The sequence below is a fragment of the Streptomyces sp. NPDC003011 genome (assembly GCF_053591515.1).
On the sequence record NZ_JBSFTY010000050.1, the window covers coordinates 23738 to 47765 of the forward strand.

The following is a 24028-nucleotide window of genomic DNA, read 5'->3' on the forward strand; positions in this document are numbered from 1 at the left end:
GATTCCCGGATGCATAACAATCCCCGGCCCTCCAGCATGCCCGACGCCACACGCGACCATATAGCACGCACATTCGATTTACGGTACTCGCTCACCACCTTCACCCGAAGGTGTGGCCGGGGCTAGGGTCATGCGCATGATGGATCACGCGCATGACCTGGCGTCTGTACGCGACGCTACCGAGCGGCTGCTCAGCGCAGTCGCCGAACTGGACGACGCGTCTGTGACGGAGCCGTCACGGCTGCCCGGCTGGACCCGCGGTCACGTCCTGGCTCACCTCGCCCGCAACGCCGACGCCCTGGTGAACGTCCTGGAGGGCCGCCCCATGTACGTCTCCGGCGACGCCCGGGACACCGACATCGAGCGGGACGCACCACGCGTCCTGGCCGTCCAGCTCGCCGACCTGCGCGCGAGCGCGGCCCGTTTACAGCAGGCGGCGGCCGCGCCGGCGGACTGGTCGCGCACGGTCGAGCTGCGGGGCGGGGTCACCGATTCCGCGTCCCGGGTGCCGTTCCGGCGCTGGATCGAGGTGGAGCTGCACCACGTGGATCTCGGCATCGGGTACGAGCTGGAGGACCTCCCCGAGGAGTTCGTCCAGCGCGAGATCGACTTCCTCGCCGAGCGCTTCCGGGGCCACTCCGACGTGCCGTCCCTGCGGCTGGAGCAGGACGACCGCCGCCGGATCCCGACCGGCCGCGACGGCGAGCCGGAAATCACCGTCGCCGGATCCCGGGCCGACCTCCTCGGCTGGCTGTGCGGTCGCCGCGCGGGGTCCACGCTGACCGTGGACGGCGGCTCCCTGCCGAAGCTGCCGCCGCTGTAGCCCGGCGGTTCCCGCCACCGCTCCCCTGCGGTCCCGGCTCCTCGGCACGGTTCCGCGGCCCGGTTCCTCCCCCGGCCTCCGCTATAGGCTGACCGTCATGACGTACAGCGGAGCGGTGAAGGTCGGTGGCCCGGCCGACGTGCACGAACTGCGCGACCTGATGATCACGAAGATCGCGGTCGGCCCCATGGACAACAACGCCTATCTGCTGCGCTGCCGGGCCACGGACGAGCAGCTGCTGATCGACGCGGCGAACGACGCCGACACCCTGCTCGGCATGATCGGTGACGACGGCATCGCGTCCGTCGTCACCACGCACCAGCACGGCGACCACTGGCAGGCGCTCGCCGAGGTCGTCGCGGCCACGCGCGCGCGTACCTACGCCGGGCGGGACGACGCCGACGGCATCCCGGTGCCGACCGACGTCCTTGTCGACGACGGCGACACCATCCGCGTGGGGCACGTGGAGCTCACCGCGCGCCACCTCGTCGGGCACACGCCGGGGTCGATCGCCCTGGTCTACGACGACCCGCACGGACATCCCCATGTGTTCACCGGCGACTGTCTCTTCCCCGGCGGTCCTGGCCGGACAACACGTCCTGAGGACTTCAAGAGCCTGATGGGCGGCCTTGAAGCGAAGGTGTTCAGCCTGCCGGACGAGAGCTGGATCTACCCGGGACACGGCAACGACACCACGCTGGGCAACGAGCGTCCGCATCTGCCGGAGTGGCACGCGCGCGGGTGGTGAACACGAGACAGGTGAGCACGGGGCAGTGAACGCGGGGCAGTGAACGCGAGGTGGTGCGGCGCCCCGCGCGTACGCCCCCTGTCCCCGCGTACGCCCCCTCGATCAGCACGCCCGCGCACGCGCCCCGTGTGAACCGTTCGCACGCGCCGGTGTCACACGTGCGCTCCCGACGCACGTGGTTGCGCAGTCAACTGGAAGCAGCCCCGCACAGGACGACGGCTCCTGCGCGGTACGGGCCGCCGGTCTGCCGATCCCCGCCCTCGACCGGCGGCCCGGCTGCTCTCGTGGGACCGCGCGGGGAGTGTTCACAAGAACGCAACACCGGTTCCCACCATGCGAACAGTTTCCGCTGTGACCTCGACAAACGGGACAGCGGACTGTCAATCTCGCGCCATGCATCCTGCCCCGCGTGTACTGCGCCGCGCTGTCGCCGCCGCGATAACAGCCCTGCTCGCCACCGCCGTCGGCTGCGCTCCGCAGCCGCAGGAGAAGGCGGCCGACACGCCTTCGGGGTCGGCCGGGACCACCTGCGCCCAGGGCAGGCTCGCCACCGAGACCCCCGGCAAGCTGACCATCGCCACGGACCAGCCCGCGTACGAACCGTGGTTCGAGGACGACGAGCCGACGAACGGCCAGGGCTTCGAGTCGGCGGTCGCGTACGCCGTGGCGAAGCAGCTCGGCTACGGCAAGAGTGCCGTCGTCTGGCAGAGCGTCCCCTTCAACAAGGCCTTCGCGCCCGGTGAGAAGACGTTCGACTTCGACATCAACCAGGTGTCGATCAGTGAGGAGCGCAAGAAAGCCGTCGACTTCTCGTCCGGCTACTACGACGTACGCCAGGCCGTCATCGCGCTCAAGGGCACCAAGGCCGCGAAGGCGACGAGCATCACGGACCTGAAGGGCCTCAAGCTGGGCGCGCAGGTCGGGACGACCAGCCTCGACTACATCGACGACGTGGTGCGGCCGGTCCGGGACGCGGCTGTCTACGCCAAGAACGACCAGGCCAAGTCCGCTCTGCAGAACGGCCAGATCGACGCCATCGTCACCGATCTGCCGACCGCCTTCTACATCACCGCGGCCGAGGTCACGAACGCGACGATCGTGGGTCAGTTCGAGAACCAGGGCGGTGAGCCGGAGCAGTTCGGGCTCGTGCTCGACAAGGGCAGCGCACTCACCTCCTGTGTGACGGACGCCGTGGACGCCCTGCGCGAGGACGGCACGCTGGCGAAGCTGGAGAAGCGGTGGCTGTCCGACGCCGTCGACGCCCCGGTGCTCAAGTGACGCTCACGAAGGACGAGTCCGGCCGGGAGGGAGCGGACGACAAGGGCGGCACGACCGCCTCGGAGGACGAATACACGCCGTCGCAGCGCCGCATCGAACGCGAGGCCTACAAGCGGGCCCGTTCCCGCCGCGCCACGGCCGTCGCCGCCCTCTCGACCCTGGCCACGGCAGCCGTCCTCTACCTGGTCGTCGTGGGCGCGCCCGGCTGGCCGCGTACCAAGGAGACCTTCTTCAACGGGCACTACGCGCGCGAGGCGCTGCCCAAGGTCCTCGAAGGACTGTGGCTCAACGTCCGGCTGCTGCTGGTCTGCGGCGCCGCCGTGCTGGTCCTCGGAATGCTCATCGCGATCGCCCGCACCCTGCGCGGCCCGGTGTTCTTCCCGCTGCGCGTCCTGGCCGCCGCCTACACCGACTTCTTCCGCGGGCTGCCGCTCATCATCAGCCTGATGATCGTGGTCCTCGGTGTCCCCGCGCTGCGGCTGCAGGGCGTGACGGTCGACCCGGTGCTGCTGGGCGGAACGGCCCTCACCCTGACGTACTCGGCGTACGTGGCCGAGGTGTTCCGCGCCGGCATCGAGTCCGTCCACCCCTCGCAGCGCGCCGCGGCCCGCTCGCTCGGCCTCAACAACCGGCAGGCACTGCGGTACGTCGTCCTCCCCCAGGCCGTGCGCCGTCAGGTGCCGCCTCTGCTGAACGACCTGGTGTCGCTGCAGAAGGACACCGGGCTCGTGTCGATCGGCGGCGCGATCGACGCCGTCCGGGCGGCCGACATCATCGTGGGCCGCAGCCTCAACTACACGCCGTACATCGTCGCGGGTCTGGCCTTCGTGGCGCTGACGATCCCGATGACCCGGTTCACGGACTGGGTGACGGCCCGGATGGACCGTCGCCGGGCCCAAGGAGGATCCCTGTGAGCGACACCCCCGTCCTGCGCATGCAGTCCGTCCGCAAGACCTTCGGCAGTTCGGTCGTGCTGCGGGACGTCGATCTGGAGGTCGCCCCGCACACGGTGACCGCGCTGATCGGCGGATCGGGCTCCGGCAAGTCCACGCTGCTGCGGTGCGCGAACCTCCTGGAGGAGATCGACGACGGCGCGATCTGGCTGGACGGCGAGGAGATCACCGACCCGCGTGTCGATCAGGACGCGGTGCGCCGCCGGATCGGCGTGGTCTTCCAGGCGTACAACCTGTTTCCGCACATGACGGTGGAGGAGAACATCACCCTGGCTCCGCGCCGGGTGCACGGGGTGTCCCGCGCGGAGGCCGAGGCACGCGCGCGTGCGCTGCTGGAGCGGCTCGGGCTCGCCGAGAAGGCGGGCGAGTATCCGGACCGGCTGAGCGGCGGCCAGCAGCAGCGTGTCGCCATCGCCCGCGCCCTGGCCGTACGTCCGCGGCTGCTGCTGCTCGACGAGATCACCGCCGCGCTCGACCCGGAGCTCGTGGGGGAGGTCCTCGCCGTCGTCCGCGACCTGAAGGACGACGGCATGACCATGGTGCTGGCCACGCACGAGATGGGCTTCGCCCGCGAGGTCGCCGACCAGGTCTGCTTCCTGGACGCGGGAGTGGTGCTGGAGCAGGGCACCGCCGAGCGGATCTTCGGTGACCCGCAGCAGGAGCGTACGCAGCGTTTCCTGCGGCGGATCGTGGAGGCGGGCCGGCTGTGAGGGGCGCCCTGGGACGCAGGTGTCGGGAGGCCTTTGAGGACTCCGTCCAAGGGCTCGTGCAAGGAGCCCTCTGCACCCCGTAAACGCTTACGCTTCGGCCTGTCCCGTCCCCGCGAGCGCCGCCACCCGCTCCACGCCGAACACGTACCCCTGCACCCCGCACCCCGCGATGACACCGTCGGCGCGCAGCGAGACGTACGAGTGGTGCCGGAAGGACTCGCGCTGGTGGATGTTGGAGATGTGGACCTCCATCACCGGCAGCCCGTCGCAGGTGTTGAGCGCGTCCAGGATCGCGACGGACGTGTGCGAGTAGGCGCCGGGGTTGATCACGATCCCGCAGTGGTTCAGCCGTGCCTCGTGGATCCAGTCGACGAGTTCGCCCTCGTGGTTCGACTGGCGGAAGTCAACCGTGCCGCCGTGCGCGGCCGCCGCCTTGGCGCACAGGGCCTCGACGTCGGCGAGGGTGTCGGAGCCGTAGATTTCCGGCTGGCGCTGGCCGAGCAGGTTCAGGTTCGGGCCGTTGAGGATCATGATCGGGGCGTTGGCCAGGGTGCGGGGCACGGTTCCTCCGGTCCGTCGGGGATGGGCGATCCGGCGCGGACCGCTGCTCAGACCCCGGTTTATCACGGTGCGCGCGCGGGAGGGCGGCCCCTACCCTCACGGGATGACGACACCCGTGTATCCCCCCAAGCCCTCGCCGGGCGACCGCGTAGCCGTCGTCTCGCCCTCCGCCGGCCTCCCCGGCGTCTTCCCGCTCCCCTACGAACTGGGCCTGGAGCGGCTGCGCACGGAGTACGGGCTCGAACCGGTCGAGTATCCGGCGACCCGGAAGGCGGGCTCGACGCCCCAGGAGCGGGCCGACGACCTGCACGCGGCCTTCGCCGACCCGGACATCAAGGCGGTCGTCGCCTCGATCGGCGGTGACGACCAGATCACCGTGCTGCCGTACCTGGACCGGCAGTTGATCCGCGCTCATCCCAAGCCCTTCTTCGGGATGAGCGACAACACGAACCTGCTCGCGTACCTGCGCACCACCGGGATCGTCGGTTTCCACGGGGGCTCCGTGATGTGCGAGCTGGGCCGCCCCGGCGCCCTGCATCCGCAGACCGCCGAGTCCCTGCGGGCGGCGCTGTTCACCTCGGGCGCGTACGACCTGCGGCCCGCCGAGCGCTGGAACGACGTCGACCGCGACTGGGCGAGCCCCGCGACCTTCGACAGGGAGCCGGAGACCCGCCCGGGCACCGGGTGGACCTGGCTGAACGCCGACCGGGTGGTCGAGGGCCTCAGTTGGGGCGGCTGCCTGGAGATCGTCGGCTGGCTGCTGATGGCCGACCGGGAGATCTCCCACGACCTGTCGGTGTACGACGGCGGAGTGCTGTTCCTGGAGACCTCGGAGGAACTGCCGAGCGGCGAGGAGGTCTTCCGCACCCTGCGCGGCATGGGCGAGCGCGGTCTGCTCCAGCGTTTCTCCGCCCTCCTGATGGGCCGCCCCAAGACCTGGTCCTTCGAGCACCCCCACAGTCCTGAGGAGGCCGCGCGGTACGCCGCCAGCCAGCGCGAGGCGGTGGTGCGCGCCACGCGCGCGTACGCCCCCGGCATGACGATCGTCTTCGACGTGGACCTCGGGCACACCGATCCGCAGCTCGTCATCCCCTACGGCGGCACCGTGCGCGTCGACGGCCCCGCCCGGCGCATCACCGTCACCTACTGACCCGGGCCACCCGCCTCACGCCCCCGTAACCCATGGTCACTCTGGGTAGTTGACGCGGCATGCGCGACGTACACACCGTAAGGGCACCCTCCATGCTGCGGCTCGCGGCCGCCTCGCTCGCCGGGACGGCCATCGAGTTCTACGACTTCTTCGTCTACGGAACGGCGGCGGCGCTCGTCCTGGGGCCGCTGTTCTTTCCCACGTTCTCGCCGCTGGCGGGCACGCTGGCCGCTTTCGGCACCTTCGCCGTCGGGTTCGTCGCCCGGCCCTTGGGTTCGGTGCTGTTCGGGCACATCGGGGACCGGCACGGGCGTCGGCCGGTCATGGTCGCCTCACTGCTGCTGACCGGCGCCGCCACGGTCGCGGTCGGCTGCGTACCGACGTACGACACGATCGGTGTGGCCGCTCCGGTGCTGCTCCTGGTGCTGCGCTTCGTGCAAGGGCTGGGGCTCGGCGGGGAGTGGGGCGGGGCCGTCCTGCTGACCGCGGAGCACGCGCCCGCCGAGCGGCGTGGCCTGTGGTCGAGCTTCCCCCAGGTGGGGCCCGCGCTGGGCTTCCTGCTCGCCAACGGCGTGGTGCTGGCACTGTCGGCGACACTGTCCACCGCGCAGTTCGCCCAGTGGGGCTGGCGGGTGCCGTTCTGGGCGGCCGGTGTGCTGGCCGTGGCGGGGCTGTGGCTGCGGTCGTCGCTCGTCGAGAGCCCCAGTTTCCTCGATGTCGACGACCACGCGCGCGTGCCGCTCTTCGAGGTCGCACGCGACCACTGGCGGCTCGTCCTGCTGACGGCCGGAGCACTCGCCGTCGGGTACGCGATCTTCTACGCCGTCACGACCTGGTCCCTGGCCTACGCGACGGAACGGCTCGGGGTGAGCCGTACGGTCATGCTGACCTGCATCATGGCCGCCGTCCTGGTGAAGGGCTCGCTCACGCCGGTGGCGGCGCTGCTCGGTGACCGTTACGGGCGGCGGCCCCTGTGCCTGGCCGGATGTGCGGCCGCCGCCGTGTGGATGTTCCCGATGGTCGCGCTGCTGGCGACGGGAGCGCCGTTGCTGATGTTCCTCGGCTTCCTGGGCGCGATGCTCGCCTTCATCACGATGTTCGCCGTGATCGCCGCGTATCTGCCCGAGTTGTACGAGCCCCGGGTGCGCTGCACGGGCGCCGCCGTCGGCTACAACCTCGGCGGGGTCCTCGGAGGGGCGCTCACCCCGATCGCGGCGACCGCGCTCGCCGAGCAGGGCGGCCGCGTGCCGTGGGGTGTGGGGGCGTATCTGACGGGGATCGCGCTGCTGAGCCTGGCGTGCTTCGCGATGCTGCCGGAGACGCGGCCCGTGCCAGTGGTGGTGGCGAAGCCGGCCACGGGGTGAGCCGGTGGCGCGTAAGCGCTTGCGCGAGCGTTTACGCACCGTCTACGGGTTGATCGCCAGCTCCAGATAGGCCGCGAACAGCACCAGGTGCACGCCGCCTTGAAGGGGTGTGGCCCGGCCCGGCACCACGGTCAGGGAGCTCACCGCCACAGTCAGGGCCAGCAGCACCATGTGCGTGGCGCCCAGGCCGAGGACGAGCGGACCGGCGAGCCAGACGGACGCCAGGGCGACCGCGGGGATGGTCAGGCCGATGCTGGCCATCGCCGAGCCGAGCGCGAGGTTGAGACTGGTCTGCACCCGGTCACGGCGGGCGGAACGCAGTGCGGCGATGGACTCGGGCAGCAGCACCAGCAACGCGATGATCACACCGACGACGGCATGGGGCAGGTCGGCGGCCTCCACACCGGACTCGATGGTCGGTGACACGCCCTTGGCCAGGCCGACCACCCCGATGAGGGCGAGACCCAGCAGTGCGACGCTGATCAGGGCAGCGCGGGCGGACGGTGCGCCGGCATGTTCGTCGCCGGTGATCACCTCACCCTGACGGGTGACCGGGAGGAAGTAGTCGCGGTGCCGTACGGTCTGGGTCGCCACGAACAGGCCGTAAAGGATCAGCGAGGAGAGTGCGGCGAAGGTCAGCTGGACGCCGGAGAACTCCGGGCCCGGTTTGCTGGTGGTGAACGTCGGCAGCACCAGGCTGAGGGTGGCCAGGGTGGTGACGGTCGCGAGGGCGGCGCCGGTGCCCTCGGGATTGAAGACCGCCGTGCCGTGGCGCAGCGAGGCGACGAGCAGGCTGAGGCCGACGATGCCGTTGCAGGTGATCATCACAGCCGCGAAGACCGTGTCCCTGGCCAGCGTGGAACTCTTGTCACCGCCGTCCGCCATCAGGGTGACGATCAGGGCGACCTCGATGATCGTGACGGCCACGGCGAGAACGAGGGAACCGAAGGGTTCGCCGACCCGGTGGGCGACCACTTCGGCGTGGTGCACGGCGGCCAGGACGGATCCCGCGAGGACCAGCGTCACGAGCGCCACGACCGCGCCGGGCAGGTCCCGCCCCCAGGTCAGCACCAGCAGGACGGCCGCCAGGGCCGGCACCACGGACGTCCACCGTGTCGTGAGCGACCTGAGCCGAGCGATCATGCAGCGATCGTCGCAGAGGCGAACAGGCCCCGCATTCCAGAGCAGGGCCCGTGCACGCACGCGCTACTTGAGCTGGTCCGCCCGCAGCAGGTCGCAGTTGGTGTAGACGCGCTCGCCCACGCTCAGCTCACCCAGCCGCTCTGCCAGCTGGGTCGTCTCGGGATCAGCGCTGTTGCGCATGGCTTCCTCGTACGAGTCGAACTCGATCACAGCCAGATGGCGGCGCGGGTGGTCGCGGTCCTTCAGGAGCATGCGGTGGGTCGGGCCGCCCTCCCTGCCTGCGTTGCGCTGTCCCATCTCCTGGAGCAACTGCTCCATCTCCTCCAGGCGCTCGGTCTCGAAGTCGATGATCTGCACGAACTTCACGGGTGCCTCCACGCGGCCATGGCGTTCTCCGGGGCGGGGAACGCGCTCCGGAACCACGCAAACACCGGGAGCGGTGATCGGCAATTCGCCGCTCACCGCTCCCGGCGATGGTCGTTCCTGCGTGCGCCGTGGTCAGGCCTCGATGCTGTCCTTCGCAGTGCCTTCGCTCTGCGCCTGCGCCTCGTCGGCCGCCGCCTGCTTCTTGGACGCCCTGAGGCTGGTGAGCGTGGTGACGATCAGGACGGAGCAGATCACGCCGAGGGAGACCGGGATGCTGATCTCGGGGACGTGGACCCCGGACTCGTGCAGCGCGTGCAGGACGAGCTTGACGCCGATGAAGCCCAGGATGATCGACAGGCCGTAGCTGAGGTGGACCAGCTTCCGGAGCAGGCCGCCGATCAGGAAGTACAGCTGCCTCAGACCCATCAGCGCGAACGCGTTGGCCGTGAAGACGATGTACGGGTCCTGGGTCAGACCGAAGATCGCGGGGATCGAGTCGAGCGCGAAGAGCACGTCGGTGGAGCCGATGGCGAGCATCACGACCAGCATCGGGGTCATGACCCGCTTGCCGTTCTCCTGGATCCACAGTTTGGTGCCGTGGTAGCGGTCGGCCACACCGAAGCGGCGCTCGGCCGCCTTGAGCAGCTTGTTCTCCTCGAACTCCTCGTCCTCCTGGTCGGCCCGGGCCTCCTGGATGAGCTTCCAGGCGGTCCAGATCAGGAAGGCACCGAAGAGGTAGAAGACCCACGAGAAGCTGGCGAGGATGGCGGCACCCGCGGCGATGAAGATCGCCCGCAGCACCAGGGCTATGAGAACACCGACGAGGAGCACACGCTGCTGGTACTGCGAGGGCACCGCGAACTTCGCCATGATCAGGACGAAGACGAAGAGGTTGTCGACGCTCAGCGACTTCTCGGTGATGAAGCCCGCGAAGAACTCACCGGCGGGCTGTCCGCCGCCGAATATCATCAGACCGAGGCCGAAGAGACCGGCCAGGGCGATCCAGACGACGGTCCAGATCCCGGCTTCCTTGATGGACACGTCGTGCGGTTTGCGGCCGATGAAGAAGTCGACCGCGATCAGGACGGCGAGGCCCACGATCGTCAGGACCCACAGGGTCGGGGAAACATTCACTGCGCCTCCGGCAGTACGTAACGGCAAGTAACCAGCGTCGTCGCGCTGCCGGAGGTCTCTTCCACCCAGGATGGGCCGACGCCCCGGGATCTGATCAGATCCGTATTGACGGGTACGCCGCAGTCGACAGGGAGTACTCCCCTCCGTGGGGAAAACAGTACCCAATCCCCAAGGAAAGGTAAAGCGATTGGCAAAATAAAGGTCAAAATCGCTGGTCAGGAGACTTTACGTGCGCTTGGTACGAGCCCGTGCGACCTCGGTCAGCACCTGCTGGAGCACCTGGCTACCGGGCGGCATGAGCGCGGGTTCGTAGGTCCAGGCATGTCCCACCCAGGGGTCGGCGAGGTGGTCGTCGGGCACCGGCGTGAGGCGCATCAGCGAACGCCACAGCGGGTCCAGCAGCGGGCCGTATCCGGCGGCCTCCTCACGGTCCGCGACCATCATCAGGTGGACGCCGACCGCCGGGCCCTCGTCCGCGAGGTAGCGCAGCTGGTTCACGGCACGGTCGTCGAAACCGTGCGGGAAGTCGTTGACGATCAGCAACTGCTCGGCGGTGTCGAGGCTGGGCGGGAGCGAGTCGGCCACGCCGCCACGCACCGCCATCTGCACCAGGTCGACCCGCTCGGTCAGCCGGGCCAGGACGTCCGCCACGCCCGCCGCCCCGGTCCCGGGCGGCCTCGCGAGGGCACCGGACCGCACCAGGGGAACGAGCGCCTGCGCTCCCGAACCCGCGGGGTCGATGACGTGCACGGTGAACGCGTTGGCGGGATGGACCGCGAGAAGCCGGGCCGCGTGCGCCACCGCCGTCTCCATGGCGAGGCGCCGCAGGTCGTGGGTGTCGGTGAACGAGCCGTCGAGCGATCCGTCGGCTCCGCTGTCGATCCACAGGCCGCGCTCCAGCGGCAGCCGGACCAGCATCGGTATGCGCAGGTCGGTCGCCTCGGGGAGGTGGAGGTCACCCAGGCGCAGTGCCATGGGGATCTCCATCGGCACCCGGTAGGCGTGCCACACGGGGTTGTCCCAGCGTGCGTAGGCCGGCGGCAGCGCGGGCTCGACGACCTGGGACTCGGCGGTGAGCTGGGCGAGGTCCCGTTCCAGGGCCGCCCTGGCCTGGTCGACGAGCTGGGCGTGCTTGGCGCGGGCCGCCTCGCGGGCGGCGTCGCCCTGACCGCCGATCCGGCTGCGCGGGTCGGACAGGATCTGGTCGAGCTCCTTCTCCATACGGGAGTCGGCGAAGTCGACGGTGCTGCGGTATGCGGCCGTGCTGCGGGCCAGGTCCTCGAACATGCCCCAGACCTGGTTGTAGAGCCTCTCGTCCATCGTCCAGCCGGTCGCGTCCCCCGCGACCGGCGGCGTGGGGTGTCCGGGCGGGACCGGAGGCGCGGTCCTCGCAGCGGGTGGCGAGGCCGCGCTCCGCCGACGCGGGTGGCTGTAGTCGATCGGGCCGCCCGCGGCGGACCCCGACGGCTGGATGATGGCGGAGGGGGCGGCAGGGGCAGCGGGCTCGGGTCCCTGAGATGCCACGGGCTGCGGTGCTACGGGCGCCGCCGGGGTGCCGGGCGGGCCGTGCGGGAAGGCGGGCTGGGCGGGCACACCAGGGGACGAGGCGCCGTGCGGGCCGGACGGAGAGGTGGACGACGAGGGCGTGCCGGCCGTCGGCGTGCCCTGCGGATCGTACGGAGAGGCAGGGTGCGAGGGTGCGGCCGCCGGTACGCCCTGCGGGCCGTACGGAGAAGCGGGTCGCTGCGGTCCGTCGACGGGCGGGGTCCCGTACGGAGGCGTCTGCGGGGGTGGTACGGGTCCCGAGACGCTCTGGGGTACGGGTCCGGCCTGGTCGGCGCCGGGACTCGATGCCGCCGTCTGGCGGGAGCGGTCGGCGTCCGCCGGGCGCGGCGGCGCGGGGAGCGAGCGGGCCAGGCCCTGGGCGACCGCGTCGTCGATACCGCTCGCGAGCAGGCCGGCCCGGGGCAGGCCCTGGTCGGTGAGGAGCTCGGCGAGACCGCCCGCGTATCCCTGGCCGACCGCCCGCACCTTCCAGGCGCCCTGCCGTCGGTAGAGCTCGAGGGCGACGACCGCCGACTCGGCATCGAGATCCGTGATCGTGTAGCTGGCGATCTCGGTGCCGTCGAGGCCGGTGACCGCCACGAACGGGGCGGCCACGGCACCGAAGCGGACGGGGCCCCCGGTGCCCGGTGCGGGCAGGGCGAGCAGCACACTGACCCGGTGCACGGCCTCGGACAGGGCGCCGAGGTCGACGGCGAGGCGGTGGTCGGCGGCCGCCTGCCGGGAGACCTCCAGCCCCGGCAGGGCGGGGGAGCCCGGATGGGCGACCCACTCGACGCCGGGCACCGTGCCGTGCTCGTCGCCGGTCGTGGCCACCGCCACGACCGGCGTGCCGGCCGAGACCCGGATCTCCAGACGGACCTGGGAGAGCGGGTGGTTCTGTCCCCGTACCAGCTCGGCCGTCATCGCGTTCGCCCCCCTGTGTGTCGCTGTGTCGTGTCGGGCGCCGCTCGCGGCCCTACAGGTGCGGCAGGATCGCCGGCATCAGGTCCTGGAAGGTGCGGCCGTTGGCCGGAGTACCGAGGGCCGTCATCGTCCAGCCCGGGCCCGTGCGGTGCACCTTGGCCATGATCTGGGCCGTGTAGGCGCCGCCGCCGGCGAGCGTGTAGCGGGCGAGCTCCTGGCCGTTGGTCTCGTCGACCAGGCGGCAGAACGCGTTCTGCACCTCTTGGAAGGTCTGGCCCGTGAACGAGTTCACGGTGAAGACGATCTGGTCGATGTGGACCGGGATGCGTGCCAGGTCGACGAGGATCGCCTCGTCGTCGCCCCCCTGGCCGACTCCGCCGACCAGGTTGTCGCCGGTGTGGCGCACCGAGCCGTCGTCACTCACCAGGTGCCGGAAGAAGACGACGTCCAACGGCTGCTTGTCCGCGAACAGGACGGCCGAGGCGTCGAGGTCGATCTCCCGGGTGCGGGAGCCGAAGAGGCCGCGCCGGGGAGCCGCCTGCCAGCCGAGGCCCATGCGCACCGCGGTGAGGCTGCCCCCGTCGTTCTTCTGCAGGCTGATGGCCTGACCCTTGGTCAGATTGACGCTGCCACTGGGCGTGCCGCCCTTGGATACGTCCACCACGCGCTGGTCCCCTCTCGTGTTTCCCCTGCTGCCGCGGGATCCGCGGATGATCCGAACCCTACGCAGGGGCACTGACAGTGACGCACCCTCGTCCGCACTTTGTGTCGGTCTTGCAACACAGCGCGTACGCGCCGCGGGCGGGAGACCTCGCGGAGCGCCGGTCGGGGTACGGCCGGCGTCCGTGCGGGACGGTCAGGCCAGGCCGGCCTCCTTCATCTGACGCAGTTCCTTCTTCATCTCGGACACCTCGTCGCGCAGCCGGGCCGCGATCTCGAACTGGAGGTCGGCGGCCGCGGCACGCATGCGCTGGGTCATCTCCTCGATCTGTTCGGCGAGTTCGGCGGCGGGACGGTCGGTCGGGACGGTGGCCTTGCCCTTGGCGGCCTTGCCGCCCTTGGCCGCCTGGGTGGCGAGCGCGGGCACGGGGGCCTTGGCGCTCTTGCCGTCCTTCAGCTTGCGGTAGCCGGAGCCGAGCAGTTGTTCGGTGTCGACGTCCTCGCGGGCGATCTGCGCGACGATGTCGTTGATCTTCTTGCGGAGCGGCTGCGGGTCGATGCCCCGCTCCGTGTTGTACGCGACCTGCTTCTCGCGCCGGCGATTGGTCTCCTCGATGGCCTTCTCCATCGCCGGAGTGATCTTGTCGGCGTACATGTGGACCTGGCCGGAGACGTTGCGTGCCGCGCGGCCGATGGTCTGGATCAGGGAGGTGCCGGAGCGCAGGAAGCCCTCCTTGTCGGCGTCGAGGATCGCCACCAGGGACACCTCGGGCAGGTCGAGGCCCTCGCGGAGGAGGTTGATGCCCACCAGCACGTCGTACTCGCCGGAGCGCAGCTCACGCAGCAGTTCGACGCGGCGGAGGGTGTCGACGTCACTGTGCAGATAGCGGACCTGGATGCCGAGTTCCAGGAAGTAGTCGGTGAGGTCCTCGGCCATCTTCTTGGTGAGCGTGGTGACCAGGACCCGCTCGTCCTTCTCGGTGCGCAGGCGGATCTCGTGCACCAGGTCGTCGATCTGACCCTCGGTGGGCTTGACCACGACCTCGGGGTCGATGAGACCGGTGGGGCGGATGATCTGCTCGACATAGCCGTCCGAGCGCGACAGCTCGTACTTGCCCGGCGTCGCCGACAGATAGACGGCCTGGCCGATGCGCTCCTGGAACTCCTCCCACTTCAGGGGCCGGTTGTCCAGGGCGGAGGGGAGCCGGAAGCCGTGGTCGACGAGGGTGCGCTTGCGGGAGGCGTCGCCCTCGTACATGGCGCCGATCTGGGGCACCGTGACGTGCGACTCGTCGATGACGAGCAGGAAGTCGTCGGGGAAGTAGTCCAGCAGGGTGTTCGGCGGGGAACCGGGCTCGCGGCCGTCGAAGTGCATCGAGTAGTTCTCGACGCCGGAGCAGGAGCCGATCTGGCGGAGCATCTCGAGGTCGTACGTCGTGCGCATGCGCAGCCGCTGGGCCTCCAGGAGCTTGCCCTGCTTCTCCAGCTCGGCCAGGCGCTCCCCCAGTTCCTTCTCGATGTCGTTGACGGCCCGCTCCAGGCGCTCGGGGCCCGCGACGTAGTGGGAGGCGGGGAAGACGTACAGCTGCTCGTCGTCGCTGATGATCTCGCCGGTGAGCGGGTGGAGGGTGGACAGGGCCTCGATCTCGTCGCCGAACATCTCGATGCGGACGGCGAGCTCTTCGTAGACCGGGAAGATCTCGATGGTGTCGCCGCGGACGCGGAAGGTGCCGCGGGCGAACGCGAGGTCGTTGCGGGTGTACTGGATGTCCACGAAGCGGCGCAGCAGCTGGTCCCGGTCGATCTCGTCGCCGACCCGGAGGGGGACCATGCGGTCCACGTACTCCTGCGGCGTGCCGAGGCCGTAGATGCAGGAGACCGAAGCGACCACGACGACGTCGCGGCGGGTGAGCAGCGAGTTGGTCGCGGAGTGGCGCAGCCGCTCGACCTCCTCGTTGATCGAGGAGTCCTTCTCGATGTAGGTGTCCGACTGCGGGACGTACGCCTCGGGCTGGTAGTAGTCGTAGTACGAGACGAAGTACTCGACCGCGTTGTTCGGCAGCAGCTCGCGGAACTCGTTCGCCAGCTGGGCGGCCAGCGTTTTGTTCGGCGCCATCACGAGGGTGGGGCGCTGGAGCTTCTCGATCATCCACGCGGTGGTGGCGGACTTGCCGGTGCCGGTCGCGCCGAGCAGTACGACGTCCTTCTCACCGGCCTCGATGCGTCGGGCCAGGTCGGCGATGGCCGCCGGCTGGTCGCCGCTGGGCTGGTAGGGGCTGACGACCTCGAAAGGTGCCACCGTACGTTCGATGTGGGAAACGGGCCGCATGCCATCCACCGTACGACCCCCCACTGACAATGCGGCCCGATCAGCGGTTCTACGGGGTGCGGGTGGTGTGGTGGTCCGGCTGACGGCGGGGGCGGAGCGCCGGGCGTCGGGCGGCGGGGGTGGCGACCAGATCGCGCGCGGGTACGCCCGGCTTGCTCTCGGTGGGTGTCAAGCCGGGCTTGCCCATGACCATCAGCGGGTCGAACAGGACGACGACGCCCGCGAGGAGCAGGAACGCGAGCGGACCGATCATCATCGGTGCGAGCAGGGCGGCGGCCGAGTCACCCGGGACGGGGGCCGCCGTTTCGTGGACATGGACGCTGAGCGCGGCCATGCCCGTGTAGTGCATGCCGGTGACCGCGAGCCCCATGACTCCGCTCGCGCCGACGCTCCACAGGAACCCCCGGACCTGTCCGGCGGCCCACAGGGCGGTGGTGGCGGCGACGACGGCTATGGCGACGGAGGCGGCCACGGTGAGCGTGTTGTACTCCAGCTCGCCGTTCAGGCGCATGCCGGCCATGCCCAGGTAGTGCATGGAGGCGATGCCCAGACCGGTGATGGCACCCCCGGTCATCAGGGCCGTTCCCCTGGCCCCCCGGTAGCCCACGATGAAGATCCCGATGCCCACCATGACGATGGCGACACCCAGGCTCGCGAACGTCATCGCCCTGTCGTAGTGGATCGGCGCCTGCTCGACCTCGAACCCCATCATCGCAATGAAGTGCATGGTCCATATGCCGGAGCCGATCGCCGCCGACCCGAGGGCCAGCCAGCCGGGCCGCCAGGAGTTGTTGACGAGCAGGGACCGGGTGGTGCAGCGCAGCCCCAGAGCGCCGCCCAGGCAGGCCATGAGATAGGCCACCAGCGGTGTGACGAGTCCGTAGCTGAATCCGTCGACCGTGCCGTGCATGCGCGGTTGCCCTTCCGCCTTCTACATCCCGGAATATTCCGATGTGCGCCCCTCCCCAGGACCGCCCGAGCGGTCAGAGCTGAGGCAGAGAGTATGACCCCCACCGGAATGGTCGAACGATTATCCGGCAAAGAAACACGCCCTTGCCTCAGTTGTGCGGCACCAGTGAGCGGACTTCGCGCAACTCCATTCACCTTGTGGTCGTTCCGCACTCCTCTTCCGTTGACTCCCTGCTGTCACAGTTGAGCTGTCCGTGATCGCTCGACGCGAGGAGTACGCATGCACGCGCGCGCAGTTGCCGCCACGACCACCGCGCTCCTGGGGACCGCCGCCTTCCTGCTTCCGCCCTCCGCCGCCCGGGCCGACGAGGACGGCGGGCGTCCCACGGTCATCGCCCACCGGGGAGCCTCCGCCCACGCGCCGGAGAACACCCTGGCCGCCGTGGACAAGGCGGCCGAGCTGGGCATCGTCTGGGTGGAGAACGACGTCCAGCGCACCCGGGACGGCGAGCTCGTCGTCCTGCACGACGACAGTCTGCAGCGCACCACCGACGTCGAGGAGGTCTTCCCGGGGCGGGCGCCCTGGAAGGTGAAGGACTTCACCGCGGCCGAGATCGCGCGGCTCGACGCGGGCGGCTGGTTCGGTCCCGCGTACGCGGGCGCGCGCGTGCCGACGCTCCGGCAGTACGTGCGCCGCGTGGAACTGCGCCACCAGAAGCTGCTCCTGGAGATCAAGAATCCGGATCTCTATCCGGGCATCGAGCGGCAGACCCTGAGGCTCCTGAACAACGAGGGCTGGCTCGACCGGCGGCATCTCGCCGGCCGACTGGTCGTGCAGAGCTTCAGCGCGGACTGTGTGCGGACCGTCCATCAGCTGAAGCCGGGCCTCAAGACCGGCTTCCTCGGTACGCCGTCCGTGTCGGACCTGCCCGCGTACGCCGCCTTCGCCGACCAGATCAATCCCTCGTACGCCTCCCTGTCCAGGGGGTACGTCTCCGCCGTCCACGCCTTCGCGGGGCCGCACGGCAGACCGCTGGAGGTCTCCGCCTGGACCGTCGACGACGCGGACACGGCCCGGCTGGTCACCGGGTACGGCGTCGACGGCATCATCACCAACAAACCCGACGTGGTGCGCGGCGCGCTGCCCGCCGCCTGAGCCGCGTCCCGCCCGGGGAGCCGGCGGGGAGCCCGCGACCGCCGTCCCCCGGGCGTTGTCAGTGGCGGGTCGTACCGTGGGCCGTATGAACAGTCCTGGGCAGTACGAGCAGCAGGTCGTGTGGACCGTCGTCCCCACCGGCGTCGGACCGCTGCTGCTGGCCGCGACCCGTGACGGCCTGGTCAACGTCGTCTTCCACGCCACGGACCCCGTGCGTGACAAGGCACTCGCCCGGCTCGGGTCCCGGCTGGGCGGTGAGCCGGTCGAGGCGCCCGACTCCCCGCTGCTGACCGAGGCGATACGTCAGGTGAGGGCGTACTTCGCGGGCGAGCGGCACGACTTCCAGCTGCCCCTGGACTGGTCGTTGACCTCGGGCTTCAACCGGCAGGTGCTGCGCGCACTCGCCTCCGGTGTGCCGTACGGCGCGGTGGTCGGCTACGGCGATCTGGCCGGCCGGGTCGGGCAGCCGGGCGCGGCGCAGGCGGTGGGGACGGCGATGGGCGCCAATCCGCTGCCGGTCGTCGTGCCCTGCCATCGGGTCGTCGAGAGCGACGGCGGTATCGGGGGCTTCGGGGGCGGGCTGGAGACCAAACGGAGACTGCTGGCGCTGGAAGGGGTCCTGCCCGAGCCGCTGTTCTGAGCCCCTGGGCGTCGTCCGTGCGTGACGGCTGGCCGGGAGGGCGAGGCGGTAGCAGACTCCGCCCTGCACATCGCCGAGGCCGTCAGCGCGACCGTCATCGGACTGGAGGACGCGCCGCGCGGCTACGCCGAGTTCGACCGGGGCGCGAGCCGCGAGCCGCGAGTACGTATTCGACCCGCACGGGGCGCTGGACGGGTGCGGCCGGTCTGAGGTCCGTGGAGGCGAGGGGGGCCACGCGCGCGTGGCCCCCTCCCGAGCCAGTCGCTAGTCGTAGTGCCGTGCCTCGAAGACGTTGCCGTCCGGGTCGCGGAAGTAGAAACTGCGCCGGGCCGCCCCGCGGGCGCCGAAGGAGTCGTACGAGATGTCCGAGACAGGCACCGACCGTTCCTCCAGCCGGGCGCGCAGGGCCTCGAAGTCGTCGGCGGGCAGGGCCAGGCAGACATGGTTGACCGGGTGGCCCGCGCTGTCGGCGGCGCCCGGGACCATCTTCATGCGCTCCGCCATGGACAGCGGCATCAGGTCGAAAATGGTCTCGTCGTTGAGCCGTACGGAGGGGAAGGGGACCGCTCCCGCGGCGAAGTCGGTGATCCTCAGGGTTTCCATCCCGACCGCCTTCTCGTAGAAGTCGGCCGACGCCAGCGGGTCGTGCACCCAGAGAACGACATGGTCGAGACGTGCCGTGTTGTCCGTCATGCGGCCCAGGCTGGTGGTCTCCCCCACAGGCCGCAAGTGTTTGGCCGGGCGTGCCGCCCGCCAGAGATGAGGGAAGACCGACCGACAGGAGGCAGGCCCGTGGTGCTGGTGGTGTCCGAAGAGGTGCGGGACGCGATCGACGCGCGTCACCCCGTGGTGGCGCTGGAGTCCACGATCATCGCGCAGGGGCTGCCGCGCCCGAGGAACCTGCAGGTGGCGCTGGAGCTGGAGGAGGTCGTACGGCAGGAGGGGGCCGTCCCCGCGACGATCGCCGTGCTGGACGGGCGTCCCCATGTCGGCCTGGACAAGCAGCAGTTGGAGCGGGTCGCCAACGAGGACGGTATCCGCAAACTGGGCCACCGGGACCTCCCGCTCGCGGTGGCCCGCGGGGCGAGCGGGGCGACGACGGTGTCGGCGACCGCGCTGCTGGCGGCCCGGGCCGGCGTACGGGTGTTCGCGACGGGTGGGCTGGGCGGGGTGCACCGGCAGTGGACGGTGACGCAGGACGAGTCCGCCGATCTCGGGCTGCTGGCGCGTACCCGGATCACCGTGGTCTGCGCGGGGGTGAAGTCGATCCTGGACGTGCCGGCGACGCTCCAGCGGCTGGAGACCCTGGGCGTCGCGGTGGCCGGATACGGCACGGACCGGTTCCCCGGCTTCTATCTGTCCGATTCGGGACACCCGGTGGAGTGGACGCTGGATTCGCCCCGGCAGGTGGCGGACGTGATGAGGGCGCAGGACGCGCTCGGCACGCCCGAGTCGGCGCTGATCGTCGCCAACCCCGTGCCCGAGGCGGAGCAACTCGATCCCGAGCTGCACGCGCGCGTGCTCGCCGAGGCGCTGCACGCCTGCGAGCAGGAGGGGATCACCGGCCAGGCGGTCACGCCGTTCCTGCTCGGCCATCTGGTGCGGCACACCGACGGGGCCTCACTGAGCGCCAACCTGGCGGCGGTGCGCGGCAACGTACGGCTGGCGGGGCGGATCGCGGCGGCCTGGGCCGGGGCGTGACCGCGGGGCTGCCCAGGCCCGGTGCGGCTGCGGCGGCGGATCGCGGGCGCGGCCGGGCGGACCGTCCGGCGGGTGCGCTGCTCGTCGTCGGGGACGTCATCACGGACGTCGTCGCCCGGCACCGGGGACCACTCGCCGCGGGCACGGACACCGCCGCGACGATCCGGACGGTGCCGGGCGGTGCGGGGGCGAACGTGGCCTGCTGGGCCGCCCGCGGCGGCCGCTCGGAGGTGCGGCTGCTCGGGCGGGTCGGCGCGGACTCGGCCGCCTGGCACGAGCGGGAGCTGGCCGGCCACGGAGTACGATCCCGGCTCGTCGTCGATCCGCAGGCGCCGACCGGCACGGTGATCTGCCTCGTCGACACGGACGCGGCGGCCGAGCGAACGTTCCTCACCGACAGCGGGGCGTCGTTGCGGCTCGGCCCCGAGGACTGGTCGGACGCACTGCTCGACGGGGTCGCACGGCTGCATCTGTCGGGCTATCTGCTGTTCTCCGAGCCGAGCCGGGCGCTGGTGGCGGTCGCCCTGGAGGCGGCCCGCGCGCGTGGCGTGCCGGTGAGCCTGGATCCGGCGTCGGCCGGTTTCCTGGCGGCGTCGGGGGTGGACCGGTTCCTGGCGCTCGTCGAGGGCGTGGACGTGCTGCTGCCCAGCCGGGACGAGGCCTGCCTGCTCACCGGGTTGCCCGGTGCGGCGGACGCGGCGGCCAAGCTGAGCCGCCATGTTCCGCTGGTCGTCGCCAAACAGGGCGCGGAGGGCGCGCTGGTCGCCCGGTCCGGCACCGTGGTCGCCCATGTCCCCGCCGTGCCGGCGACACCCCGGGACACCACCGGGGCGGGCGACGCCTTCACGGGCGCCTTCCTCGCCGCCCTGCTCACGGGCGCCGCACCCGAGGACGCGGCGGCGGAGGGATGCCGGGCGGGGGCGTCGGCGGTGGAGCGGGTCGGGGGGCGACCGGCGATGGAGGGCTGACGGGCGGGCTGACGGGACGGGGGCCGCGGTTGCAGGGGTGCGGGTCTGATGGGACCGGAGTTGAAGCGGTGGAGAGCTGAGGAGACGGGGGCCGGAGTGTGGAGGGCTGAGGGGCGGTCGCCGCCCCGGAACCCCACGCCACGTCCCGCCGAGGTACGCATTCCTACCCCTTGCGTCCCCACGCCGAGATCATCGGGGCCGTGGCGAGGTCCATGCCCCCGGAGGCGACATTGGCGAGGTGGCGGTCGATGTCCTGGTCCGTGGCGAGGCCCGCGGTGACGAGCTGGGCGCGGATCTGGCGGACGGTGGCCGACTCCAGGGCGCCGCAGGCGGGCGAGGTGACCGGGAAGTAGGCGTCGGCCTCCACCCTGCTCAGGCCGGCCTCGCGGAGCAGACGCGGCAGCTTGCGCCCATAGGCGAGGTCGGCGCCCCGGTCGGCGAGCAGGTGCCGGAAGCCCTTCCGCAACCGGTTCGCGAGCTGCTGCTCGGGGCCGTGCTCGTCGGGGCAGAGCAGCGGCTGGAGGGCCGGGTCGGCGTCCTCGACCAGGAGGCGTCCGCCGGGACGCAGTGCCTTGATCATCGATCGCAAGGCCCTTTCCCGGTCCGGCACGTGAACGAGTACGAGCCGGGCGTGCACCAGGTCGAAACCCTCCCCCGGCGGTTCCTCGGTGCCGACGTCGTGCACCCGCACCTGCACCGGCGGCCGGGCGGCCGCGGCGAGACGTGAGGTGTCGAGGTCGGTGGCGACGACCCGTCCGGTCGGTCCGACCTTCTTGGCCAGCCAGGACACCACGGAGGTGCCGCCGGCGCCGACCTCCCAGCAACGCCAGCCGGGGCCGATGCCGAAGCCTTCGAGGTGCCGGAAGGTCGTGGGGTCGAAGAGGGTGGCGAAGGCGTCGAAACGTTCTCCCGCCTCGATCTGCCGGTTGTCGAGGAGATATCCGTCGGTTCGCGTCATGCCGCGATCATCCCAGTTGCCCGGCTTGTCCAGAGTGGTCGACGCGAAAAGTACGACGAGATGGCCGACTCGGCTTCCGGGCCGCGCCCGCGCCCCTCGCCGGCAAGCCGTTGTCCACAGCCGGGAACCAAGCGGAACGCCCTGTTCCCACAGGCTCGCCCGCCACTCACGCCGAGCTGGCAAACTGGCTCGCCAGAGCGCGGGAACACGGCGCGAGGGAGATGCACGCAAGGAGATCCAGATGTCCATGGCAGGGAATCTGCGGAAGGTCACGAGCCTCGGCAAGGCAGGCGGCCTCCGCAAGGTGGCACGGCTGGCACGTCGGCGCCCCCGCGTCGACCTGAGCCATCCGGCCCGGTCCCCGCTGGGCTCGTCGGTGGTCAACTGCGTGACATACCGGGAGGGTGTCCGGGTCCCCGCCGGCACCGATCTGGTCGACGCGGTGGAACGGGTGCGCAAGCACCGCGACGGTTTCGTCTGGCTCGGCCTGCACGAGCCCACGGACCAGGAGTTCGCCGGCATCGCCGACCTCTTCGACCTCCACCCGCTGGCGGTCGAGGACGCGGTCGAGGCCCATCAGCGCCCGAAGCTGGAGCGCTACGGCGACACGCTCTTCGCGGTGTTCAAGACGGTCTGCTACGTCGACCACGAGGAACTCACGGCGACCAGCGAGGTGGTCAACACCGGAGAGATCATGGTGTTCGTCGGCCACGACTTCGTGATCACGGTGCGCCATGGACGGCACGGCTCGCTGGGACCGTTGCGCGAGGAGCTGGAGTTCGCTCCCCAGCAACTCGCCAAGGGTCCGGCGGCGGTGCTGCACGCGATCGCGGACCATGTGGTCGACGACTATCTGCACGTCACCGACGCCGTGCACGAGGACATCGACCAGGTCGAGACGGCCGTGTTCGCGGACAACGGCGCCCGGGTCGACGCGGGACACATCTACCAGCTCAAGCGCGAACTGCTGGAGCTGAAGCGGGCCGTCGTTCCGCTCGGCCGTCCGCTGGAGGACCTCGCCACCCGGCCGATCCGGGTGGTCGACCCGGAGATACAGGCCTACTTCCGCGACGTCTCCGACCATCTGCTGCGCGCCAAGGAGCAGATCGCGGCCTTCGACGAACTGCTCAACTCCATCCTCCAGGCGCACCTCGCGCAGGTGACGGTCGCGCAGAACGAGGACATGCGGAAGATCACGGCATGGGCCGCGGTGATCGCCGTACCGACGATGGTCTGCGGGATGTACGGCATGAACTTCGACCACATGCCGGAGCTGCGCTGGAGGTACGGCTACGGACTGGTCATCGGCGTGATATCCGTCGCCTGTCTTTCGCTGTACCGGGGCTTCCGGCGCAACGGGTGGCTCTGACCGGCGGCGTGTCTTCACGGCTCCGCGGCACGGTGTCCGGCAAGAGCGACCGGGTCAGCGGCGGTCGGGCGTCCGCGCGTAGACGCTCTCCGCCCAGCTCGCGATCTGGTCGTCCGCCAGGTGCCGGGCGAGGTCGGCCTCGCTGATCATGCCGACCAGGCGCTTGTTCTCGATGACCGGGAGCCTGCGGATCTGGTGCTCCTGCATCTCGTGGAGCACCTCGCTGACATCGGCGTCCGCGTCGATCCAGCGCGGGGTGCCCTGGGCCATCTGGCCCGCGGTGACCTCGGCCGGGTCATGGCCCATGGCGACACACCCGACGACGATGTCGCGGTCGGTGAGGATGCCGCAGAGCCGTTCGTTCTCGTCGCTGATGGGCAGGGCGCCCACGCCCAGGTCGCGCATCAGCTGGGCGGCGCGGTCCAGGGTCTCGTGGGCAGGGATCCACTGGGCGCCACGGTGCATGATGTCTCCGGCGGTGGTCATGGAGTACCTCCCGGTGCCGGGCGGCCGGCGCGGAGCGGGGGGGCACCGCAAGTCCCGGCGCCCTACATTCTCGCGGCGCCACCCGGCGCCCGCACCCGGAGCGGCTTCCCACCCCGGGCTGCGACCGCGGGCTCCCGCCGCGGGCTCAGACCT

24 protein-coding genes are annotated in these 24028 nt (G+C 70.8%); 13 read left to right on the forward strand and 11 right to left on the reverse strand.

The genetic code is table 11. The features are described 5' to 3' along the window. Positions 1-136: 136 nt before the first annotated feature. The 5 genes from ACWD0J_RS24895 (at position 137) to ACWD0J_RS24915 (ending at position 4512) form a co-directional block, all read left to right on the forward strand. Complete coding sequence (locus ACWD0J_RS24895; protein ID WP_451498037.1) at positions 137-823, forward strand: maleylpyruvate isomerase family mycothiol-dependent enzyme; 687 nt, start codon at positions 137-139, stop codon at positions 821-823. Positions 824-920: 97 nt separating this feature from the next. After that, positions 921-1571 carry an MBL fold metallo-hydrolase gene (locus tag ACWD0J_RS24900; protein WP_451498038.1) on the forward strand — a complete coding sequence of 217 codons (651 nt, stop codon included), beginning with the start codon at positions 921-923 and terminating at the stop codon, positions 1569-1571. 393 nt (positions 1572-1964) lie between these two features. Next, a complete protein-coding gene (locus ACWD0J_RS24905) occupies positions 1965-2849 on the forward strand; it encodes an ABC transporter substrate-binding protein (protein ID WP_451498039.1) in 885 nt (294 codons plus the stop codon). Continuing rightward, entirely contained in the window at positions 2846-3763 is a 918-nt protein-coding gene (locus tag ACWD0J_RS24910; protein ID WP_451498040.1) for an amino acid ABC transporter permease, read from the forward strand. The genes ACWD0J_RS24905 and ACWD0J_RS24910 overlap by 4 nt, the downstream gene beginning before the upstream one ends. 20 nt (positions 3764-3783) lie before the next feature. Then, positions 3784-4512, forward strand: coding sequence for an amino acid ABC transporter ATP-binding protein (locus tag ACWD0J_RS24915; RefSeq protein ID WP_451498077.1), 729 nt, complete (start codon positions 3784-3786; stop codon positions 4510-4512). Positions 4513-4599: 87 nt separating this feature from the next. On the opposite strand, the gene aroQ is transcribed toward ACWD0J_RS24915, so the two are convergent. Further along, the gene (gene aroQ, locus ACWD0J_RS24920; RefSeq protein WP_451498041.1) at positions 4600-5073 is read right to left on the reverse strand and encodes a type II 3-dehydroquinate dehydratase; all 474 of its coding nucleotides are present in this window, start codon (positions 5071-5073) and stop codon (positions 4600-4602) included. 103 nt (positions 5074-5176) lie between these two features. Between aroQ and ACWD0J_RS24925 the strand changes: the two genes are divergently transcribed. Then, a complete protein-coding gene (locus ACWD0J_RS24925) occupies positions 5177-6223 on the forward strand; it encodes a S66 family peptidase (RefSeq protein WP_451498042.1) in 1047 nt (348 codons plus the stop codon). A 92-nt stretch (positions 6224-6315) separates the two neighbouring features. Next, positions 6316-7587: an MFS transporter gene (locus tag ACWD0J_RS24930; protein ID WP_451498043.1), complete on the forward strand. Its 1272-nt coding sequence runs from the start codon at positions 6316-6318 to the stop codon at positions 7585-7587. A gap of 42 nt (positions 7588-7629) precedes the next feature. Here ACWD0J_RS24930 and ACWD0J_RS24935 read toward each other — a convergent pair whose 3' ends face one another. The 7 genes from ACWD0J_RS24935 to ACWD0J_RS24965 all read right to left on the reverse strand — a co-directional run bounded on the left by ACWD0J_RS24935 (position 7630) and on the right by ACWD0J_RS24965 (position 16598). Beyond that, the gene (locus tag ACWD0J_RS24935; protein WP_451498044.1) at positions 7630-8730 is read right to left on the reverse strand and encodes a calcium:proton antiporter; all 1101 of its coding nucleotides are present in this window, start codon (positions 8728-8730) and stop codon (positions 7630-7632) included. 63 nt (positions 8731-8793) lie between these two features. Then, complete coding sequence (locus ACWD0J_RS24940; protein ID WP_451498045.1) at positions 8794-9096, reverse strand: hypothetical protein; 303 nt, start codon at positions 9094-9096, stop codon at positions 8794-8796. A gap of 132 nt (positions 9097-9228) precedes the next feature. Beyond that, positions 9229-10230 (reverse strand): TerC family protein, encoded by a 1002-nt coding sequence (locus ACWD0J_RS24945; RefSeq protein ID WP_451498046.1) that lies wholly within the window; start codon positions 10228-10230, stop codon positions 9229-9231. 225 nt (positions 10231-10455) lie between these two features. After that, positions 10456-12699 carry a TerD family protein gene (locus tag ACWD0J_RS24950; protein ID WP_451498047.1) on the reverse strand — a complete coding sequence of 748 codons (2244 nt, stop codon included), beginning with the start codon at positions 12697-12699 and terminating at the stop codon, positions 10456-10458. Between the two features lie 52 nt (positions 12700-12751). Further along, on the reverse strand, positions 12752-13318 hold the full coding sequence (locus ACWD0J_RS24955; protein ID WP_451498078.1) for a TerD family protein: 567 nt from the start codon (positions 13316-13318) through the stop codon (positions 12752-12754). A gap of 237 nt (positions 13319-13555) precedes the next feature. Continuing rightward, on the reverse strand, positions 13556-15688 hold the full coding sequence (gene uvrB, locus ACWD0J_RS24960) for an excinuclease ABC subunit UvrB (RefSeq protein ID WP_451498048.1): 2133 nt from the start codon (positions 15686-15688) through the stop codon (positions 13556-13558). Between the two features lie 49 nt (positions 15689-15737). Beyond that, complete coding sequence (locus tag ACWD0J_RS24965) at positions 15738-16598, reverse strand: MHYT domain-containing protein (protein WP_451498049.1); 861 nt, start codon at positions 16596-16598, stop codon at positions 15738-15740. 279 nt (positions 16599-16877) lie between these two features. Here ACWD0J_RS24965 and ACWD0J_RS24970 point away from each other — a divergent pair, with 279 nt between their 5' ends. The 3 genes from ACWD0J_RS24970 to ACWD0J_RS24980 all read left to right on the forward strand — a co-directional run bounded on the left by ACWD0J_RS24970 (position 16878) and on the right by ACWD0J_RS24980 (position 18603). Beyond that, entirely contained in the window at positions 16878-17753 is an 876-nt protein-coding gene (locus ACWD0J_RS24970) for a glycerophosphodiester phosphodiesterase (RefSeq protein WP_451498050.1), read from the forward strand. A gap of 85 nt (positions 17754-17838) precedes the next feature. After that, entirely contained in the window at positions 17839-18393 is a 555-nt protein-coding gene (locus tag ACWD0J_RS24975; RefSeq protein WP_451498051.1) for a methylated-DNA--[protein]-cysteine S-methyltransferase, read from the forward strand. Positions 18394-18414: 21 nt separating this feature from the next. Further along, a complete protein-coding gene (locus ACWD0J_RS24980; RefSeq protein ID WP_451498052.1) occupies positions 18415-18603 on the forward strand; it encodes a hypothetical protein in 189 nt (62 codons plus the stop codon). 54 nt (positions 18604-18657) lie between these two features. Here the strand turns inward: ACWD0J_RS24980 and ACWD0J_RS24985 are convergent, their stop codons facing one another. Beyond that, a complete protein-coding gene (locus tag ACWD0J_RS24985; RefSeq protein ID WP_451498053.1) occupies positions 18658-19086 on the reverse strand; it encodes a VOC family protein in 429 nt (142 codons plus the stop codon). 102 nt (positions 19087-19188) lie between these two features. Here ACWD0J_RS24985 and ACWD0J_RS24990 point away from each other — a divergent pair, with 102 nt between their 5' ends. Together ACWD0J_RS24990 and ACWD0J_RS24995 are read left to right on the forward strand one after the other, a co-directional pair. Continuing rightward, complete coding sequence (locus ACWD0J_RS24990) at positions 19189-20094, forward strand: pseudouridine-5'-phosphate glycosidase (RefSeq protein ID WP_451498079.1); 906 nt, start codon at positions 19189-19191, stop codon at positions 20092-20094. A gap of 8 nt (positions 20095-20102) precedes the next feature. Continuing rightward, a complete protein-coding gene (locus ACWD0J_RS24995) occupies positions 20103-21062 on the forward strand; it encodes a carbohydrate kinase family protein (RefSeq protein WP_451498080.1) in 960 nt (319 codons plus the stop codon). Between the two features lie 163 nt (positions 21063-21225). Here ACWD0J_RS24995 and ACWD0J_RS25000 read toward each other — a convergent pair whose 3' ends face one another. After that, positions 21226-22020, reverse strand: a complete 795-nt coding sequence (locus ACWD0J_RS25000) for a methyltransferase (RefSeq protein WP_451498054.1) — start codon at positions 22018-22020, stop codon at positions 21226-21228. A 241-nt stretch (positions 22021-22261) separates the two neighbouring features. Here ACWD0J_RS25000 and ACWD0J_RS25005 point away from each other — a divergent pair, with 241 nt between their 5' ends. Next, a complete protein-coding gene (locus tag ACWD0J_RS25005; RefSeq protein ID WP_451498055.1) occupies positions 22262-23389 on the forward strand; it encodes a magnesium and cobalt transport protein CorA in 1128 nt (375 codons plus the stop codon). 54 nt (positions 23390-23443) lie between these two features. Here the strand turns inward: ACWD0J_RS25005 and ACWD0J_RS25010 are convergent, their stop codons facing one another. Further along, positions 23444-23875 carry a CBS domain-containing protein gene (locus ACWD0J_RS25010; RefSeq protein ID WP_451498056.1) on the reverse strand — a complete coding sequence of 144 codons (432 nt, stop codon included), beginning with the start codon at positions 23873-23875 and terminating at the stop codon, positions 23444-23446. Positions 23876-24028: the final 153 nt, after the last annotated feature.

Excerpts from the sequence above, each read along its gene's own strand:
- uvrB (WP_451498048.1), bottom strand. The coding sequence starts at position 15,688 with ATGCGGCCCGTTTCCCACATCGAACGTACGGTGGCACCTTTCGAGGTC.
- ACWD0J_RS24915 (WP_451498077.1), top strand. The coding sequence starts at position 3,784 with ATGCAGTCCGTCCGCAAGACCTTCGGCAGTTCGGTCGTGCTGCGGGAC.
- ACWD0J_RS24970 (WP_451498050.1), top strand. The coding sequence starts at position 16,878 with ATGCACGCGCGCGCAGTTGCCGCCACGACCACCGCGCTCCTGGGGACC.
- ACWD0J_RS24900 (WP_451498038.1), top strand. The coding sequence starts at position 921 with ATGACGTACAGCGGAGCGGTGAAGGTCGGTGGCCCGGCCGACGTGCAC.
- ACWD0J_RS24950 (WP_451498047.1), bottom strand. The coding sequence starts at position 12,699 with ATGACGGCCGAGCTGGTACGGGGACAGAACCACCCGCTCTCCCAGGTC.
- ACWD0J_RS24975 (WP_451498051.1), top strand. The coding sequence starts at position 17,839 with ATGAACAGTCCTGGGCAGTACGAGCAGCAGGTCGTGTGGACCGTCGTC.
- ACWD0J_RS24925 (WP_451498042.1), top strand. The coding sequence starts at position 5,177 with ATGACGACACCCGTGTATCCCCCCAAGCCCTCGCCGGGCGACCGCGTA.
- ACWD0J_RS24930 (WP_451498043.1), top strand. The coding sequence starts at position 6,316 with ATGCTGCGGCTCGCGGCCGCCTCGCTCGCCGGGACGGCCATCGAGTTC.
- ACWD0J_RS25005 (WP_451498055.1), top strand. The coding sequence starts at position 22,262 with ATGTCCATGGCAGGGAATCTGCGGAAGGTCACGAGCCTCGGCAAGGCA.
- ACWD0J_RS24965 (WP_451498049.1), bottom strand. The coding sequence starts at position 16,598 with ATGCACGGCACGGTCGACGGATTCAGCTACGGACTCGTCACACCGCTG.
- ACWD0J_RS24905 (WP_451498039.1), top strand. The coding sequence starts at position 1,965 with ATGCATCCTGCCCCGCGTGTACTGCGCCGCGCTGTCGCCGCCGCGATA.
- ACWD0J_RS25010 (WP_451498056.1), bottom strand. The coding sequence starts at position 23,875 with ATGACCACCGCCGGAGACATCATGCACCGTGGCGCCCAGTGGATCCCT.
- ACWD0J_RS24985 (WP_451498053.1), bottom strand. The coding sequence starts at position 19,086 with ATGACGGACAACACGGCACGTCTCGACCATGTCGTTCTCTGGGTGCAC.
- ACWD0J_RS24895 (WP_451498037.1), top strand. The coding sequence starts at position 137 with ATGATGGATCACGCGCATGACCTGGCGTCTGTACGCGACGCTACCGAG.
- ACWD0J_RS24935 (WP_451498044.1), bottom strand. The coding sequence starts at position 8,730 with ATGATCGCTCGGCTCAGGTCGCTCACGACACGGTGGACGTCCGTGGTG.
- ACWD0J_RS25000 (WP_451498054.1), bottom strand. The coding sequence starts at position 22,020 with ATGACGCGAACCGACGGATATCTCCTCGACAACCGGCAGATCGAGGCG.